The organism is Streptomyces lanatus, assembly GCF_014655715.1.
Lineage (GTDB): Bacteria > Actinomycetota > Actinomycetes > Streptomycetales > Streptomycetaceae > Streptomyces > Streptomyces lanatus.
Genome location: NZ_BNBM01000027.1, coordinates 77,818 through 94,173, shown reverse-complemented (window position 1 = coordinate 94,173; position 16,356 = coordinate 77,818). Strand labels below are relative to the sequence as shown.

The 16,356-nt window shown below is 68.9% G+C and carries 13 protein-coding genes and 2 pseudogenes; 7 read left to right on the top strand and 8 right to left on the bottom strand.

Going from position 1 to position 16,356, the window contains the following annotated elements; all coding sequences use genetic code 11:
• Positions 1-1,201 precede the first annotated feature (1,201 nt).
• Positions 1,202-1,606: a hypothetical protein gene (locus IE325_RS43460; protein ID WP_190075737.1), complete on the bottom strand. Its 405-nt coding sequence runs from the start codon at positions 1,604-1,606 to the stop codon at positions 1,202-1,204.
• A gap of 264 nt (positions 1,607-1,870) precedes the next feature.
• Here IE325_RS43460 and IE325_RS43455 point away from each other — a divergent pair, with 264 nt between their 5' ends.
• Positions 1,871-2,392 (top strand): hypothetical protein, encoded by a 522-nt coding sequence (locus tag IE325_RS43455; protein WP_190075736.1) that lies wholly within the window; start codon positions 1,871-1,873, stop codon positions 2,390-2,392.
• 63 nt (positions 2,393-2,455) lie between these two features.
• Here the strand turns inward: IE325_RS43455 and IE325_RS43450 are convergent, their stop codons facing one another.
• The 3 genes and pseudogenes from IE325_RS43450 to IE325_RS43440 form a co-directional block, all read right to left on the bottom strand.
• Positions 2,456-2,656, bottom strand: a complete 201-nt coding sequence (locus tag IE325_RS43450; protein ID WP_190075735.1) for a hypothetical protein — start codon at positions 2,654-2,656, stop codon at positions 2,456-2,458.
• A gap of 59 nt (positions 2,657-2,715) precedes the next feature.
• Positions 2,716-2,985, bottom strand: a complete 270-nt coding sequence (locus tag IE325_RS43445) for a hypothetical protein (protein WP_190075734.1) — start codon at positions 2,983-2,985, stop codon at positions 2,716-2,718.
• A gap of 239 nt (positions 2,986-3,224) precedes the next feature.
• Positions 3,225-4,016 (bottom strand): annotated as a pseudogene (locus tag IE325_RS43440) (ATP-dependent DNA ligase); the annotation flags it as partial.
• Between the two features lie 56 nt (positions 4,017-4,072).
• Here IE325_RS43440 and IE325_RS43435 point away from each other — a divergent pair.
• Positions 4,073-5,182, top strand: a complete 1,110-nt coding sequence (locus tag IE325_RS43435; RefSeq protein WP_190075733.1) for a site-specific integrase — start codon at positions 4,073-4,075, stop codon at positions 5,180-5,182.
• A 9-nt stretch (positions 5,183-5,191) separates the two neighbouring features.
• Complete coding sequence (locus IE325_RS43430) at positions 5,192-5,608, top strand: site-specific integrase (RefSeq protein ID WP_190075732.1); 417 nt, start codon at positions 5,192-5,194, stop codon at positions 5,606-5,608.
• A 5-nt stretch (positions 5,609-5,613) separates the two neighbouring features.
• Here IE325_RS43430 and IE325_RS43425 read toward each other — a convergent pair whose 3' ends face one another.
• On the bottom strand, positions 5,614-6,231 hold the full coding sequence (locus tag IE325_RS43425) for a TetR/AcrR family transcriptional regulator (protein ID WP_190075731.1): 618 nt from the start codon (positions 6,229-6,231) through the stop codon (positions 5,614-5,616).
• A 69-nt stretch (positions 6,232-6,300) separates the two neighbouring features.
• On the opposite strand from IE325_RS43425, the gene IE325_RS43420 reads away from it, so the two are divergent.
• The 4 genes from IE325_RS43420 to IE325_RS43405 all read left to right on the top strand — a co-directional run bounded on the left by IE325_RS43420 (position 6,301) and on the right by IE325_RS43405 (position 12,023).
• A complete protein-coding gene (locus tag IE325_RS43420) occupies positions 6,301-7,635 on the top strand; it encodes an alpha/beta fold hydrolase (RefSeq protein ID WP_190075742.1) in 1,335 nt (444 codons plus the stop codon).
• Between the two features lie 88 nt (positions 7,636-7,723).
• Positions 7,724-9,541, top strand: a complete 1,818-nt coding sequence (locus tag IE325_RS43415; protein ID WP_190075730.1) for a hypothetical protein — start codon at positions 7,724-7,726, stop codon at positions 9,539-9,541.
• The gene (locus IE325_RS43410) at positions 9,538-11,619 is read left to right on the top strand and encodes a hypothetical protein (RefSeq protein ID WP_190075729.1); all 2,082 of its coding nucleotides are present in this window, start codon (positions 9,538-9,540) and stop codon (positions 11,617-11,619) included. The genes IE325_RS43415 and IE325_RS43410 overlap by 4 nt, the downstream gene beginning before the upstream one ends.
• On the top strand, positions 11,616-12,023 hold the full coding sequence (locus IE325_RS43405) for a hypothetical protein (protein ID WP_190075728.1): 408 nt from the start codon (positions 11,616-11,618) through the stop codon (positions 12,021-12,023). Before IE325_RS43410 ends, IE325_RS43405 begins: the two co-directional genes overlap by 4 nt.
• Positions 12,024-12,393: 370 nt before the next feature.
• Here IE325_RS43405 and IE325_RS43400 read toward each other — a convergent pair whose 3' ends face one another.
• From IE325_RS43400 to IE325_RS43390, 3 genes and pseudogenes are all read right to left on the bottom strand, one after another.
• Entirely contained in the window at positions 12,394-14,025 is a 1,632-nt protein-coding gene (locus IE325_RS43400; RefSeq protein ID WP_190075727.1) for an MFS transporter, read from the bottom strand.
• 88 nt (positions 14,026-14,113) lie between these two features.
• Positions 14,114-15,164, bottom strand: a pseudogene (locus IE325_RS43395) (NAD(P)/FAD-dependent oxidoreductase).
• Positions 15,165-15,826: 662 nt separating this feature from the next.
• Positions 15,827-16,342, bottom strand: coding sequence for a DUF302 domain-containing protein (locus tag IE325_RS43390; RefSeq protein ID WP_190075726.1), 516 nt, complete (start codon positions 16,340-16,342; stop codon positions 15,827-15,829).
• Positions 16,343-16,356 lie beyond the last annotated feature (14 nt).

The window sequence follows — 16,356 nt, the reverse complement described above, 5'->3', positions numbered from 1 at the left end:
TGGAGGTCTCCTAGATACGAGAGACCCACCTGTCAATAACGTCCGTCAGTTTTAGACCTAGATCGTCGGCGCGCTGACCTACACCGTCAGCGACGTGCAGGACGACGCCCACTACGGCTCGCTCGCCTCACAGATGGCCGCCTGCCCGGACATCGACCGTGTCTACATCAAGGACCCCGGCGGGCTGCTGACCCCGGAGCGCGCCGTCACACTGATCCCGGCCCCACCTTGGCAGCCTGGTCAGCTGTGCGCAGGTGTTCTAGGGCTCACACTGACCCACTGTCGCTTTCGTGACATGTCATCAGGCGGGGTGGCCGGATACGGGTGGACCACGTCATGACGACGACCAGCGTCGGCCTCTGGCCCCGTCGGTCAGCGCCTTGCAAGCCTGCCGGCGTGTCGTGCGGTATGCGGCCGGTGCGGGCCATCCAAGCAATCTGGTCGGCGATGGTCTCGGTGAAGGGCCTGGCCTTGATGCCGAGGGTTTCGTCGAACAGTGCGGCGAACTCGGTGTCGCGGGCGGACAGTTCGACGCCTATGGGATCGGCGGGGTAGTGCCAGTTGCCGGGGAATCGGGGTTGGATGCCGGCGACCGTCCTGACGGCGGGTCGCAGGATGCGAGCACCGACGTTGAGGTGAGCAGGCGCCGACCGGTGACGGTGTTGACGGCGTCGAACGGGACGTCGCCGTCGACGTGTGTTCCGGGCACGACGAGGCGCGACCTCGGCTAAGCCACGACGCCGAGCCACTACCGAGGCAGACCGGGCCGTCGCAGCGACCGTCACCTCGCTGACCCAGCGGCGCCTGGCGCAACTGCCCAAAGACACCCGCCCCATGCCTGACGTGTCGATCTACGACCAGCTGCTTCCCAGCCGGCGAGCCGCCGTGGCCGCCGCTGGGCGCGCGCCGGCCCCGAGACCTACCCAGAAGCCGAGCAGGAAGAAGCCGCCGCCTTGAGCCCTCGCCGCCGGATGAGTGAACCGGGATGGGCCCTCGTCTCCAGCCGGGCCACACGCAAGCAGGCGGCGAGGCAGGAAGAGACCCTGAACAGGCGCGACCTGTTCCTGTCGCTTCACCAGAGACTGTGCGCATCTGCCGGTACTCGTAGCTGGTGAGTTCGTCGCGGTCGGTGGCCACGTTCGCCCCCATGGCATGCCGATGCCCGGCCTGCGTGGTGCGGGCCGGGCCGAAGTCGGTGTGGTCAGTTCTTGGGGCAGAGTGTCTTCCGGAGCCCGATGTTGAGATGCGCCCCGTCGTCGTCGGTCAGCGTGATCCCGTTGTACGAGAACCGCTCAGCGGCGAGGTGGTCCGGGTTCTTGGCGCCGCCGTTGAGCCCCGAGCACTGGTTGCGCGCGGCGTCGATGGCCTTGTCCTCGTCGGCCGTGAGCTTGCCGTTGACATCGTGGATGGCGGCGAGGACGGCATCCTTCTTGGCGCCGGTGGGCTCGGCTGGGATGCCGGCGGCCTTCTCTGCGGCACTGGTGTCGGTGCTGGGCTGGCTGCTGCTCTCGGCAGCCTTGGGCTTGCTGTCGTCGCTGCTGCTGCAGCCTACGAGGGTGATGGCAAGTGCGGCGATCAGCGCGGCGGTGGTGGTGCGGGCGAGCATGGTCCCCCCAGGTAGTGCTGGTGTGTGGCGGGTGTGACTTGTGGGGGACCGAAATGGTTGCGCTGCATATGTGGGCGTGAGGAAGCCCCGGCCGCTCCACGACGAGCGTTGGGTGCCGGGGCTTTAGTCTTGGCCGACGCCGGTCGGTCTGTGGCTTCGAACCTCTGTGCCTGCGACTCAAGGTCGGGGCTGTCTGTGGTGCCGGTTGAGGGCGCAGTGGTTCACCGGGATCGCGATACGCCGTTGGCGGGCAGGATCGTGGGCATGGAGATGACAGAGCCTTTCGCGACGACAGTTGCCGCAGTCGCCCCGGTGGTGCTGCTTGCGGCTGCACTTGAAATCTCGTTCTATCAGCGGGCCGTGGAGTCCAGCAGCAACGACATCAAGCAGCGCCTCACGGAGATCTCGGAGGCTGTGAGGGCGGAGGGTGAGGTTACCGAGGAGCATCGTCGTCAGATGCGCGAGTGGGATTCACCGCTCGGCCCGATGGCTCGCACGCTCCTAGTGCGGGGGGCCATCGGCATGCTCTGGGTTCTTATCATGTCGCTTCAGGCAATATCGACCATCGTGTGCGTGGTCTGGCTGAGCTTGCCTGACCAGCCGAAAGAGTGGGTGTCGGCGGGTGCTATCGCCTTCGCGCTTGGGCTGGGGATCGCGACGGTGACCATCTTTCCGGTAGTGCGGCTTCTTGCCGCGCCCAAGTTCCCAAGCGATGCCGAGATCGAGCAGATGTGGGAAATGCTGCGCGAACCTGCTCAGGGCGGGGAGGCTGAGGCCTCGTCGTGAGGCTGTGGTGCTGGTTCAGGGCACAGGTGTTCACCGGGATCGTGACACGGCTCTGACCTGCGGTCAAGCAGCGCTGCGTGCGCGGCGTTCGGCTTGGAGCGCGGCGACGTCTGGGATGGCGTACCAGGGCTGCCGCGGGCTGCCGCCCGAGCGCTTCAGGCGGCCTCGGCGGACGAGCTGACGGACACCGTCGAGGCTGATGCCGAGCTGCTGCGCGGTCTGGTGCGCGGTGAGGTGACCGGGCCGGATCATCTGCGATTCCATGACCCCATGGTGAGCGAGGAGCGGCGGCCTCGTGGATACGGCGGCACTCTGGCCTACAGCTAAAGGAGCTGGCCGCTGTTGGCGATGGTGCTGCACGGGTTGGACTGGGGCTCCTCACCGACGAACTGCTCGCGGGAGAAGACGGGGATGTCCTGGACGGCGACGGCCCCCAAACCGCTGACGTAACCCACACCAGCGAGGGCGCCAAGGCCGCCGAGGAGACAGCCTTCATCGGGGAGGGGTTGCGCCTGGGCGACGGCAATGCCGGTACCTCCGGCGAGGATGGCAGTGGTGAGGGCGACTGCGGCGAGGATCGAGCGCGTGCGCATGGTTGCCTCCTGTGGCGGGATCACTGCTCCGAGCCTCACTCAGGGGTCAGGGCGGCGACAGCGCTGATAGCCCGTTAGGCGGACCGGACCGGGGCTGCAGGCGAGATCAGTGAGTGGCCGTAGGGGACGGCAGAGAGGCCGATTCCGGGAGTCCTGGGGGCTTCCTGGAACCGGCCTGGGACGGCATCGACGCGCAGCGAGATGGTCGCATCCCTCGCGCCCGAGCCGCACGGCCCGGTTCACATACTCGGCAGCTGGGTCACCGTGACCACGGCGTGCCGGGTCGTCCCCGCGAGAACCTCCACCACGAGTCCGGGAGCGGCGGCGGTGTAGGGCTCCCCCGCCCGGGTGCGCGTGCCGCGTTGCGGGCCGCTCGCCGCGAGATGTACCGCGACCTGAGCCGCTAGCGGCGCCTTCAGGGACTGCGTAAGCGCCACACGTCCGTCGGGGAGGCGGACCGCGAGTGCCCGCGGCCGCGCTGCCGATCCGGTGTAGCCGACGATATCGGCCTCCACGGTCTCGGCATGCCTGATCTTCTTCCAGACCCGGCCTGTGGGCCTGTACACGGAGGTGGCCTGCTTGGGGACGATGCCTTCGACGCCTTGCTCCGGGAGTTGTCGGTACCAGGTCATGGCCACTGCCGGGTCGTCGGTCATGGGGACCAGTTGGATCGGCGGCTTGACGTCGTACACCTCCAGCAGGTCGACGAGCAGGGCACGGCGGTCGTCGTACCGCCGTGCCCGGACGTCGCCGTGATCGGGGTGGAGAAGGACGTCCCACGCCACGAAATGGGCGGGCAGGTCCTCGGCGAGACTGCGCGCGCGGGCCGGGGTGGACAGGGCACGCGACTGCGCGGCCGCGAAATCAATCCTGCCGTGGGCGTAGATCACGGCTTCGCCGTCGAGGACCAGGCCCGGCGGGAGCATCTCGAAGGCAGCGAGAGCCAGATCCATCGAGACCGGCGTAACGTCACGGCCTGATCGGGCCTGGAGCCGGACAGTCTCCGGATCCCTCCAGATGACGGTCCTGTGGCCGTCGAACTTGGGTTATGCGCTGTTGAGCTGTCCACGGGCTATCGTCCACCGTCATGTCGATCACAGGTTGGCGAGTGCACTTCGCTCGCCGAGACCTGGCGTGGCCGCGCCGAGTGACCCCGTTCATGCGGGAGTTCAGCGCCCTGTTCGCCGGTCTCAATGAGGGGTTGGACGATCTGGGCGTACCCGAGGGGCAGCCGTTCCTGATCAGTCCGGCGGGCGGTTACGAAGCGGCGCTGAACCGGTACTTCTCGGTGTGGCTGGCGTCTTCGCCATGGAACACCCAGGCCGCCCATGCCCGAGACTTGCGCACGTACTTCGACTTCCTGTGGTTCGCGCGAGGCCGGCATGACTGGCGTGACGCGTCCATGGATGACCGGGCGGTGTACGAGTGGTGGCGTCGTCGTGACGAGCGTGGACCTCGCCTGGAAGACACCAGTTGGGACCGGGAGGTGTCCACGGTCAACCAGTTCTACCTGTGGGCGATCGAGCAGGACCTCGTGAGGGCCAATCCCATCCGTCAGCGTGCTGCCGCGGTGTGGTCGCCCTGGCGGGGCGGGACCGGCGCCGGCATGGTGCGGCAGGTGCCGGCAGAGACGTCGCACACGGTGCCTCGGCGGGAGGTGAAGTGGCTGCCACCGAGGTCGTATCGGCTGTGGCGCAATGTCGGACTGTGCGGCTACGACGCGCAGGAGATGCCCAGGCGCGGTTTCCGCGGAAGGTGGGCGGCCCGAAACGCGGCGTACGCGGACTCGATGGTCCGTACGGGGCTGCGGTTGTGCGAGCACTCGGCGCTGACGGTGTTCGATCTGCCGGAGCTGCCGCCTGCGGTGTCCGGGGTTGTCAATGCGCGGGCGGTGCTGCCGCACGCGATCTCCAAGGGGAGGTCGGGGCGGGCGGTGTACTGGCCGGTGTCGGTGCTGCGGGATGTGCGCGACTACATGGAGTGGGACCGGGCCGAGATGCTCGATTACGGCCGCTCGCGCGGCTTCTACGTTCCGACGCGCCGGTCGCTGCTGGTGGAGGACCCGGCCGTGCCGCGGGTGCGGATGGGGGGTCGATGGGTGCCGGTGGCCCGTCTGGATGACGGCGAGCGGCGCCGGCTGCTGGTGGCGACGGCTGATGGCGGGTGGGAGCCGGCGATGGTGTGGCTGAACCAGTGAGGGCTGCCGATGACGGTGTCCGGGTGGAAGCAGGTCTTCGCCGACGCCAACGCGCGGTGTCGTGCCCAGGGTGTAGACGTGGGAGCGACGCCGCACATGCTGCGGCATCCGTACGCGGTGATCACGCTGGAGTTGCTGTGGCGGGGCCATCTGCAGGCCCTGGGCGAGATGAACGAGCAGCAGCGGCTGACGTATCAGCGGGTGTTCGGTGATCCGCTGAACTGGGTGCGGATCAGGCTCGGTCACCGCTCGGCGACGACCACGGCGCTGTACCTGCACACCTTGCAGGAATTGGAGATGCGCACCCGGTTGGAGCTGGTACCGGAGGGCGCGTGGGAGCCGGTGGGCTTCAGCGAGGAGGGCTGTCCACCGACCACGCACCCTCGCCCCGGCAGGGACCGGGAGGGCCCCGATAACCGGCCCTGATCCTGTCAATGAGCGAGTTCTGCTTGGCGAAGGCTGCGGAACACCGCCGGGGTCGTCCATCCGCGCAACGTGGCGTGAATCGCCGAGCGGAATGCGGCCTCGGCCGTCGCGGCGTCGAAGGCCCCAGCCAGTTCAAGAGTCACCAGCCCGTGGAGGGTGGCCCAGATCGACAGGGCGATCGACGTTGCCTCGCCGACGAGGACGGACGCTGTCACGGCACGATCGATCGCCGCGAGAAGCGGACGGATCGGGTCATTGGCACCGATCTCCCCCGACGGGTCGAAGGACTGCACACCACCGAACAGCACCGTGTACAGGTGGCTGTGTCCTCGCCCCCAGCGACGGTAGGCGACGGCCAGCGCGTAGAGGTCGGCGAGCGGGTCCGCGGAGGTCTGCACCGCAGACACGTCCTGGAACAGGCCAGCGACAGCTCTGTCGCGCACCGCACCGATCAGCCCGTCCTTACCGCCGAACAGGGAGTACACCGCCGTCGTCGACGACTCGGCGGCAGCCGCCACAGCGCGGACCGTGAGCGACTCCCGCGGACGGGTAGCGAGCATCTCGGTCGCGCACTCCACAAGCCGCTCTTTGACGGCCTCGTCGTTTGTTCTCGGCCTACCCACGGCCAGCAGCCTACCCCCTCTGATAACGTCGTTTTGAAACAGCGTTCTGAAACTATCGGGAGGCCCGCCGTGCCCACGTCCGCCATACGTCTCGTCCGCTTCACCGGACGCTTACTGCTGGCCCTGGCCGCCGTCACGGCGCTGGTCGTTGTCTTTCTCGCACTGATCGCCCTCACAGATGGGGCAGGCTCGGGGCTCGCCGCGTGGTTGACGACCCTTGGAGTCGGAGCTGTCCCGGCAATGTGGCTGGGTCGGCGCCGCAGTTGGCCGGCGCGGCTCGTGCCGTTCCTGCCGGTGGTCATCGCGGCAGCATTGACGGCGTCGGTCTGTATCCCGACCGTGCCGACGGCCCGGCGATACCCGCCCGCCCTACCCTTCGTGGCCACGCAGCACTGGAGCCTGGCCACTGGCAGCCGGGTAGCGGTGTACCACTACCCGCCCGCGAACCCCGGCACCCGGCATCCCATCCCGCTCGTGTACCTCAACGGCGGACCGGTCCGCGGCATCTCGGTGCTCGACCACCGGTTCCTGCAACTCCTGGCACGCCAGGGCTACGACGTCTACGCCTACGAACAGGCCGGTGGCGGACGAAGCGACCTGCTCCCCATGAGCCAGTACACGATCTCCAGGCCGGTCCGCGACCTCGCAGCCTTCGTCGATCGCCTGAACAAGGGCAAGGTCGACATCCTCGGATTCTCGTCAGGCGGGGCCGTGCTCACCCGAGCCCTGGCCGACCCGAGCGTCGCCGCACGCTTGCACCGGGCGATCATCGCTGAGCCCGGCCCCATGGACGGCCCCACCGCCCGCATAGCCGGGCACAAGGGCCGAAAATCCGCACGGGGCCTCGCGCCGGCCATGACCGGACCGCGATCGACGCACGTCCCCCGGTACGCCGTGGCGTTCGGCCTTATGCGACTCGGACTCCTCACCCCCGACACCGGACTGATCGGACAGGCCGAAGGCGACAATGCCTTCACCGCCGCAGACCTCGGCAGCGACACCGCGTCCGCCTACTGCGCTCGCGACGCGCAACGCATCCCCGCCGAGGACACCGCCCAGAACTTCTCCTTCAGCCCCGCCGCCAGCCTCCGCATCCAGCAGACGGTCAAGGACTCCCCCTCCATTGCCTCGAAGCTGAGGCGGTCCCGGACTCCCGCGATGCTGATGATCGCTGAGTGCTCCTCCCAGCTTCGTCAATGGGAGACCACCGTCCTTGCCAATGACCTCGCCATCCAGCGCACGCAGTACATGCCCGGAGTCGGACACCACATGTGGAACGGCCTGGACGACAACAACGACCGAGCCGCCGCCGTCATCACTGCGTTCCTTCAGGCCAAGCCAGCCCCCCTGCCGAACTACCCGACCCGTGACGAGATCCCTGCCTTCCTGCGCGACCACAAATGAAGACGTTGTAGCCCGTCACCAGCAACGGCGGGCGAACCCTCGAAGCCGCCCGGGCCCTGCGCGAACTGGAGCGGTCGGCCGTGGTCGCGTGAGCACGGAGGTGCCCCGCGCGGGCCGCGGCCGTGCGGCGGCCGTGCCCGACGGCTTCTACGAGCCGCCCCCGGTGGTGGAGGTCCCCGAGGACGGCGGTGCGCCGGTGGTGCGGTTCACCGGTGAGGACGGTCGCGAGCGCGTGTTCCGGTTCGAGGAGTTGCCGCTGCCGGGGCTGCACCGGGACTTCGCGCACGCGCTCGGTGTGCGAATCGGGCCCGGCGGCGGACGCCGCACGCAGCGGGCGGCGAGCAGCCAATGGCAGACGGTCAAGCGGTTCCTGCTGCTCTTGGACGAGCTTGCGGTACCACCGCGCCGTGTTCAGGAGCTGCGGGTGCGTCACCTGGAGCGATACCTGATGTCGAGGCGGCAAACGTGTGGGGAGAAGTCCGCCCGCCGGAACCTGCAGGACCTGCTGCGGATCGTGCGTGTCCTGCCCGGTCAGGACCGGCTGGACGGGGCGGTGGCGGACTATGCCGGGCAGCCCGGGCACGGCATGGATGCCCAGCAGGCTGCGCGTCCGGGGTACTCCGATCGCGAGTTCCAGGCCATCATGGCCGCCGCCCGCTCCGACGTGGCAGCCATCCGCGACCGGATCATGGCAGGCGAGAGGCTGCTGCGACGCTTCCTCGCAGGCGACGAAAGCCTGTCGGTGACCGAGCGGGAGCAGGGGGCGCGGCTGGAGGCGATGGCGGCCACGGGCCGGGTCCAGGTCGACTACCGCGGGCTGACGGTGGGCGAGTATCCGGCAGCCTGCTACGCGCAGGCGAAGCAGCTGTTCGTGGTCGACCCGGACCTTGCCCCGCTGCTCATCTACGCGGCCGGACTGAGCGGCCGCAACCCGGAGACGCTCAAGGAACTGCCCGCCGAGCACCGGCTGCTGGAGGAGCGCGCGGTAGCGGTCACGCTGACCAAACGCCGCCGGGGCAAGGCCAACTCCCGAACGACGGTGCACTGGAGCGTGGATGAGGAGCGTCAGCTGCGGACGATGGGCGGCTTCTACCTGCTGCTGCACCGGATGATGGGCCGCAGCCGGGCGTTTTCCGGGACCGGATCGGTGTGGTCGATCTGGGCGGGCAACGGCCGCGGCGGCGTCCTCAATGCCGCCACCGGCGGGCACATCGGTCCCTTCGATGCGGAGCTGGCACGCAAACTGAAGCTAGGGGCGTGGGCCGGGTGTCACGGCCTGGTCGGCGATGACGGAAAGCCCCTGCAGATGATGGTGACGCGCATCAAGAAAACCGTCGAGGTACGCACAGCGAAGCAGGTCGGAGAGCATCTGCCGTCCGCGCGGGTGACCAACACAGCCGACACTTCCTTCACCCACTACCTGCGCACGGACCCGTGTGTCGCCGAGTGGGCGGCCGACGTACTCACTGAGGCGATCACCGACGCGGAGGAGAGCGCCCGCGCGGTCGTCCTTCGCCTCGGTGGCGGTTCGGTCGCCGCTGTGCCGGAGCAGGTGCGCGAGCAGGCGGCCGCGGGCGAACTCGACACGCTGGCCAGTGCGTGCACGGACATCGAGCACGGACCCAGCGGAGGACGATGCCGGCAGTCGTTCCTAACCTGCTTCGGCTGCCCCAACGCTCTGGTGATGGAGCGCCATCTCCCGGCTCTGCTCTCCCTGGCCGAGGCCCTGCGCGAGGACCTTCAGCGCCGTGACGTCGAGCAGTGGACGGCCCGGTACGGGGCGACCTGGCAGATCCTCACCCGCGACATCCTGCCCCGCTTCAGCCCGACCCAGCGCGCCGCCGCCCAGGAGACACAACGCCATCTGATGCTCGACCTTCTGCACGGGCCGAAGGAGTGGTCATGACGCACGCTGCCGAAGCGCCCGGACATCGCGCCGCCGTGCCCGAGAACGCTCTGGTCCTGGCCACGTGTCCGCTGCGGGCCGAGGCCCAGCTGGAAGAGACCTCCCGGTACGGCGATGACGTGTGGGCGCTGACGCCGGCATGGCTGCGCGCAGACCGCAAGCCCCACCGGCTCGACTTCACGCAGGTCCCGCACGCTCACCGGGACACCGCCAAGCTCCTGTTCTACGCTCTGCTGATCGAGGACACCCCGCCCGGCGAAGAGCCGATCACGATCTCCAGCATCCGCGCCTATTTCACCTGCGTACGCCACTTCCTGGGGTGGGCACAGAGCCGTCAGCTCCCACTGGCGCACCTGACGGGCGAGGACCTGGATGCCTACCACGCCGAGCTGACGTCGCTGCGACTGTCGGTCAGCGCGGTCTATCGCCAACGCCGTGCCGTGCGCATGCTGTGGGCCTACCGTTCCCGCTTGGCCGACCACCTTGGGCAGGACCCGCTGCGGCGTGCGCGGTGGCAGGCATGGGCGCGCGCCAACCCCCGGCGGTACGACGAGAACCTCACCGACCGCATCCCCGAGCACATCATGGGACCCTTGCTTAGCTGGGCGCTGCGCTGGGCCGACGACCTCGCCGACGACGTGCTCGCAGCTCGCGCCGAGCGCGACAGCATCGACGCACGCCCGCCTGCCCACCCCGATCCGCTCGTGGCCCTGCAAGCTGTACTGGACGACTTCCGTCGGCGCAGACAACCCCTGCCAGCTGCGCCGGCGATGGCCACCGGATGGCGCGGCAGAGGGGGGTTCCCGAACTTCGCTTACCTGGCCCGGCTCGCGGGCCATCCGTCCTACCCGTTCCGTAAGGCGCGACCCCGGCGGCTGATCGAGGAGGCGGTCCGCGACCTCGGTGTGGGCACCGACTCCCCCCTACGACACGTCCCGCAGGCGCAGGTGGACGGCCGGCGGTGGTTGGAGCAGATCTCCTATTACGACGTGGGCCAGTTCGAACGGCTGCTGCAGGTGTCCTGCTGGATCGTCATTGCCTACCTCTCCGGCCTTCGCGACTCCGAGATCAAACACCTGCGGCGCGGTTGCGTCAGCGCCCAGCGCGACGCCGACGGCCGTATCTACCGCTACCGGCTTCACGGACTGGCCTTCAAGGGGGAAGGCGTCCATGGCGCGGCCGCCACCTGGATCGTCACCGCCCCCGTCGCGCGGGCCGTCGCTGTTTTGGAACGCTGCCAGCCGGCCGACGAGCCCTACCTGTTCGCGCACCCGCTCAAGTCGGCCAACCATCAACGCCACCACGTGGCCGGGCGTGTGCGCACCAGCGCCGCCACCATCAAGGACATCACCGCGCTGGCCGGATGGATCAACACCTACTATGCGGCTCACTCACGCGTGGATGCGATCCCCGAGGACAAGGGGCGGCTGCCGCACCTGACTCCCCGGCAGTTCCGACGGACCCTGGCCTGGTTCATCGCCCGCCGGCCCGACGGCACCATCGCAGGCGCCCTGCAATACCGCCACCAGCGTATTCAGATGTTCGAGGGCTACGCCGGCACCAGCGACTCAGGCTTCCGCGACGAGGTCGAGGCCGAAGAAGCTTTCGCCCGCGGCCAGTTCCTCGCCGAGCTGGGCGCGGACGACGACCGGCTGGCTCTGACCGGTCCCGCAGGCCCGGACGCCGAAGCCCGACTCGCCGAGCTCGCCCGCCACACGGTCTTCGACGGCCAGGTCGTCACCGACGAAGCCCGCCTGCGCCGCATCCTGGCCCGCCACGACCCGCACGTGTACGCGGGCACCTTCGTCACCTGCGTTTATAACCCCGACCGCGCCTTGTGCCGTGCACCTGCCGACCCCGGCCACCAGCCGGTCCTGGCCGACTGCCAGCCCCTGGCCTGCCGCAACACCGCCCTCAGCCCCGCCAACCACAACGCGCTGGCCGGCCACCTCACTCAGATAGAGGACGCCCTGGACGACGGGGACCGTCTCGCCCCCTACGTCCGACACCGTCTACAGGAACAGCACCGTGCCACGGCCGCGTTCCTTGCCCGACACGATCCGGAGCCCGCCGAGTGAAACGAGCCCTGCCCGACGCCGACACCGTCAAGGCCGCCATCGACACCGTCCTGGACGAGGCGTCCGCCAGCGGACGCAGGCCAACCGTCACCGCCATCGAGCGCGGCCTCGGCATCCCCCACGCCACCTTCCACCGCCACTACGCCGACCTGATCGACACCCACTTCCGGCCCCGGATCCCCGCAGCCGGCAGCCAGACAGGCACGGACCGGCTGAAGACCGACAAGCCCAAGGACGAGAATCTCCGCCGGCTACGGCAGGAGAACACCGACCTGCGCCGCACCCTCGCCCTGTACGAGGAGGCCATCCGGCAACTCACCCTCGAAAACCACGCCCTGCGCGACGCCAGCACCGTCATCCCCCTGCCCACCCGCAGCCGAACATCCGCACCATCACAGCCCTGACCTGGGGCCCCGTCCGGGTCACCTGGAGATGCCCTGCTTTCCTGCGCTGATGCGTGTCCTGAGAACAACAGTCATCGCAGGTAGCAGTGCATCACGACGGTCGCATCGAGCATGACCGTCGTCGCAGGGCGGCGCCTGCGGCGACCGCCGCTGTCACCTCACGGCCCTTGGCCTCCGGGCCGTCCCGGAGGCCAAGGGCCGTGAGGTGTTCCGGCAGAGGATCCGCGTGGCCGTGGACCACGCTCGCGCCCTGCGCGTCTCGCGCCGCCGGGCTCCTGCCCGACGCGCTTCGCGGGCGATCCGGCGGAGACGGTGCCCGGCGACCCGGCGGACGCGTCCCCGGCGATCCAGTGGACGCCCCGCCGGCGATCTAGCGGGTGGACCCGCTGTGCTCCCGCACAGTCACCGCCTCGCTCGCCGCTGTCACGGCCCCCAGCTCGGCGCTCTTCCTCACGAACCCGCGCCGACCCGGCAGGACCGCGAGGACGATCAGGGTTCCGGCAGCCATGATGATCCCGCCGATGAGGCTGGTCTGGGCGACGCCGTGGGCGAAGGCCTGGTGGACGGCGTCCACGGTGGCCTGGGCCTGCTGGGGCCCGACGGAGGGATCCTGCGCGACCCGCTCTGCGCCGGCCAGGCCGGCGCCGACCGAGTCCTTGGCGGTCTCCATCGCCTCCGCCGGGAGCCGGTTGCCCACCAGGTCACTCAGCTCGTCCCGGTAGGCCGTGCCCAGCAGCGAGCCCAGCACCGCGATGCCCAGCGCCCCGCCCAGCTCCAGCGCGGTGTCGTTGACACCGCCGCCGACGCCCAGCTCGGACTCGGGGAAGGAGCCCATGATCGTGTCGGTCGCCGGGGAGATGGCCAGTCCGAGCGCGAGGCCCAGCATCATCAGCGGCACCAGGAAGTCCCCGTACGTCGACCCCTTGTCGATCTGGGTGAGCAGAAACATGCCCGCCGTGCCGACGGTCATGCCGGTCACGACCATCACCCTCACCCCCAGCTTCGGGGCGAGCACCCCGGTCACCGCGGACCCGAGGAACACCGCACCGCCCAGCGGCAGCAGCCGTACACCCGTGTCCAGGGCGCCGTAGCCGAGGACGAACTGCAGGAACTGCGTCGCGTAGTAGATCACGGCGAACATACCGAAGAAGAAGAACATCACCGCGAGCATCGAGCCGGTGAAGGGCCGCAGCGCGAACTTCCGGACGTCCAGCATCGGGTGCGGGTGCCGCAGCTCCCAGGCAACGAAGGCGACCAGACCGGCACCGGCGACCACGGCGGCGGTGACGGGGCCGACGCCCCAGCCGGAGTGCGGGCCCTCGATGGCGGCGTAGATCAGGGAGCCGACGGAGACGATCGACAGCAGACCACCGACGTAGTCGATCCGGCCCATGCCCTCCGCCTTGGACGGCGGTACCAGGGCGAGCGCGCCGAACACGGCGAGGACGGCGATCGGCACGTTGATCAGGAAGGTCGAGCCCCAGGCGTGGTCCTCCAGCAGCCAGCCGGAGACCAGCGGGCCGACGGCCACCGCCACCCCGGAGGTCGCGGCCCAGGCGGTGATGGCCTTGGCCCGCTCGCTCCGGGGGAAGGTCGCGACGACCAGGGACAGCGTGGCCGGCATCACGACCGCGGCACCGATACCCATGATCGCACGGGCCACGATGACCAGCGCGGTCTCGTCGACCACGCTCCCCATCACAGAACCGCCGGCGAAGATCAGCAGACCCAGCACCAGCGCGCCGCGCCGACTGTACTTGTCGCCGATCGCGCCCAGCACCAGCATCAGCGCCGCGTACGGAACGGTGTAGCTGTCGACGACCCACTGCAGATCACTGCTGCTCAGGCCCAGGTCGGTAGTCATGTCGGGGGCGGCGACGATCAGCGACGTGTTCGCCATCACCGTGATCAGCAGGCTCAGGCACAGCACGAGCAGCGCCCACCAGCGCCGCGCGTAAGGCCCGGGCATTTTCTCCACGGGGGTGTTCGCAAGGAAGGACATCAGTAGCTCCTGAGGGGGACGGGGCGGACGAGCGGAATCACTTGATTGCCCGTGAGGCGAGCGGGTGACGGGCTGAGATCTCCGGGCTTCAAGATCGTCCTGTTGCCCCTTGTGGGCTTCCCTCAGCGATCCCCTGGAGGGCCGCGTCGGTGTCCGCGACGGCCAGCACCTTGTTGATGTCGATGCCGGCCAGCGCGCCAGCCGCTGCGGAGGCCCCGACCTGGGCAACCGGATCGGTGACGTTGCCGGCCACCCACACACCCGGCACCTCGGTGGTGCCGTCGATACCGGAGGCGAAAGTGCGGCCCGTCGGCAGGTCCTGCACCGGCAGGCCCAGACCTTCCAGGCCATGGGTGCGGGCCTGCATCTGCGGGGCGACCGCGAGGACGCGGCGGGCCACCACCTGCCCGTCGGCCAGGCGCACCCCGGCGAGGGCACCGTCCTCGTCGCTGACGACCTCGGTGACCGGGGTGTCGATGACGCGGATGCCGCGGGCGGCGAAGCGGGCGCGGCTGTCCTCGTCCAGCTCGGTGCCGTGGGTGAAGTAGGTCAGGTCCTCGGTCAGCTGACGGAACAAGAGCGCGTGGCCGATGGAGGCCGCGCCGGTGGCAAGGATGCCGATGGGCTCATCGCGCACCTCCCAGCCGTGGCAGTACGGGCAGTGCACCACACCGTGTCCCCAATGCTCGGCGAGGCCGGGCACCTCGGGCAGCACATCCTTCAGGCCGGTGGCCACCAGGATCCGGCGGGCGGTGACGCTGCGGCCGTCGGCCAGGGTGACGATGAACCGCAGGTCCCCGTCCGCCGACGGGGGGGGCGGACTCGGCCGAGACCACCTTGCCGGACACGACGCGTCCGCCGTACTGGCGCACCTGCTCCCGGCCCCGTCGAAGGATCTCGGACGGCGGGGTGCCGTCCAGGGCGAGGAGGCCGTGCACGGCCTCCGCGGGCGCGTTGCGCGGGGCACCGCTGTCGATCACGACGACCGAGCGGCGGGAGCGGGCGAGGATCAGTGCACCGTTCAGCCCCGCGGCACCCCCGCCGATCACCACCGCGTCGACGGTCCCCTCGGCCAGAGCGTCGCTCGCGAACGCAGGAGCCGTCACAGTCGCGGCCTCCTGCTTTTCCGTGTCGTTCATGGTTCGGTCAGTCCTTCGAGTTCTGGGTGGTTGGAGGGGGCAGCCGTTCAGGAAGCGCAGGATGCGGGCGACGACCGTCTTGGGCTGTTGTGCAGAGTCCGGCCCCGGTTTGCTGGGGTCGTTCGTGATGTACAGATCCAGTACGTCGATGAACGCCGTCGCGAGGATCGCGAGGGTGAGACCGTGCCTTGTCGGCCTGGAAGGCATCGCAACGCCGGGCGTGCACGCAGCCTGTCCGGTGAGCTCAGCACCGTTATGTACTGAACAGTCAGAAACCTAGACGGTTCTGTACTGAGTTGTCAAGTACGGCAGGTCGACCCTCGCTCGCCGCAACGATGCCCGGAATGTCGAGTATGAGCTTCTTGGTGATCACCGGCTTGGTCGGCAGCAGCAATGCACCGATCAGGGCGGGGGGCCGCGAAGGCGGCGTTCACGTGCGTCACCAGATCGTCTGACACCAGATGGTCAAGGGCGCATCGTCCGTCGACGCCCCAGTCCTTGCCGATTACTGAAGAGAACGACGTCGCAAACACAAGCCAGCACCCGTATACGCCCGCGAGCCATCAGGGCTTGCTTGAGCCGTGTGCTCGGACAACGGGCCCGCACGGTCGACGATGCCTCTGACCAGGTCAGACAGCGAAACGGTGCAGGAGTGCCAAGGGTCAGCCTGTGATCAGCTCCGGTGGTACCGGCAGTGTCATGAGGCGGAGCAAGTCAGCGACTTTGACGTCGAGTTGTGCTCCGACCTCAGCGATGCGGGGATCGCCGAAGCTGGCGAATTTGCTCGACGGTTGGTCGATGCTGAACTGCACACTGCCGGAGGCGGTCTCGTAGATCGCGGTGCGCAGCGGGGCGTAGAGGATGATGCCGGGGTCGTGCCGGAACATGGTTTCCGCGATGACGTTGTTTCCCATCATGTAGGTGACGGCGCGGAGTTGATGTCCCGAAAGCTGCATCACCGGCATCGGGTCCAGGGTCCAGAAGACGGCGAAGGAATGGGGTGTGCGGTTGGTGGTGTATGCCTGCACCCGTGCGAGGTCACCTGTCGCGATCACTTCGACGAGTTCGGCGAAATCGATGGCGGGTACCAGCGATTCGTAGCGCCGACGGACGTCGTAGAAGGAGTCCTCGGTGTCGATGACAAGGCGGTTGACGAGGTGGGAGACGGCCTGAGTCATGGCGCTTCCTCATG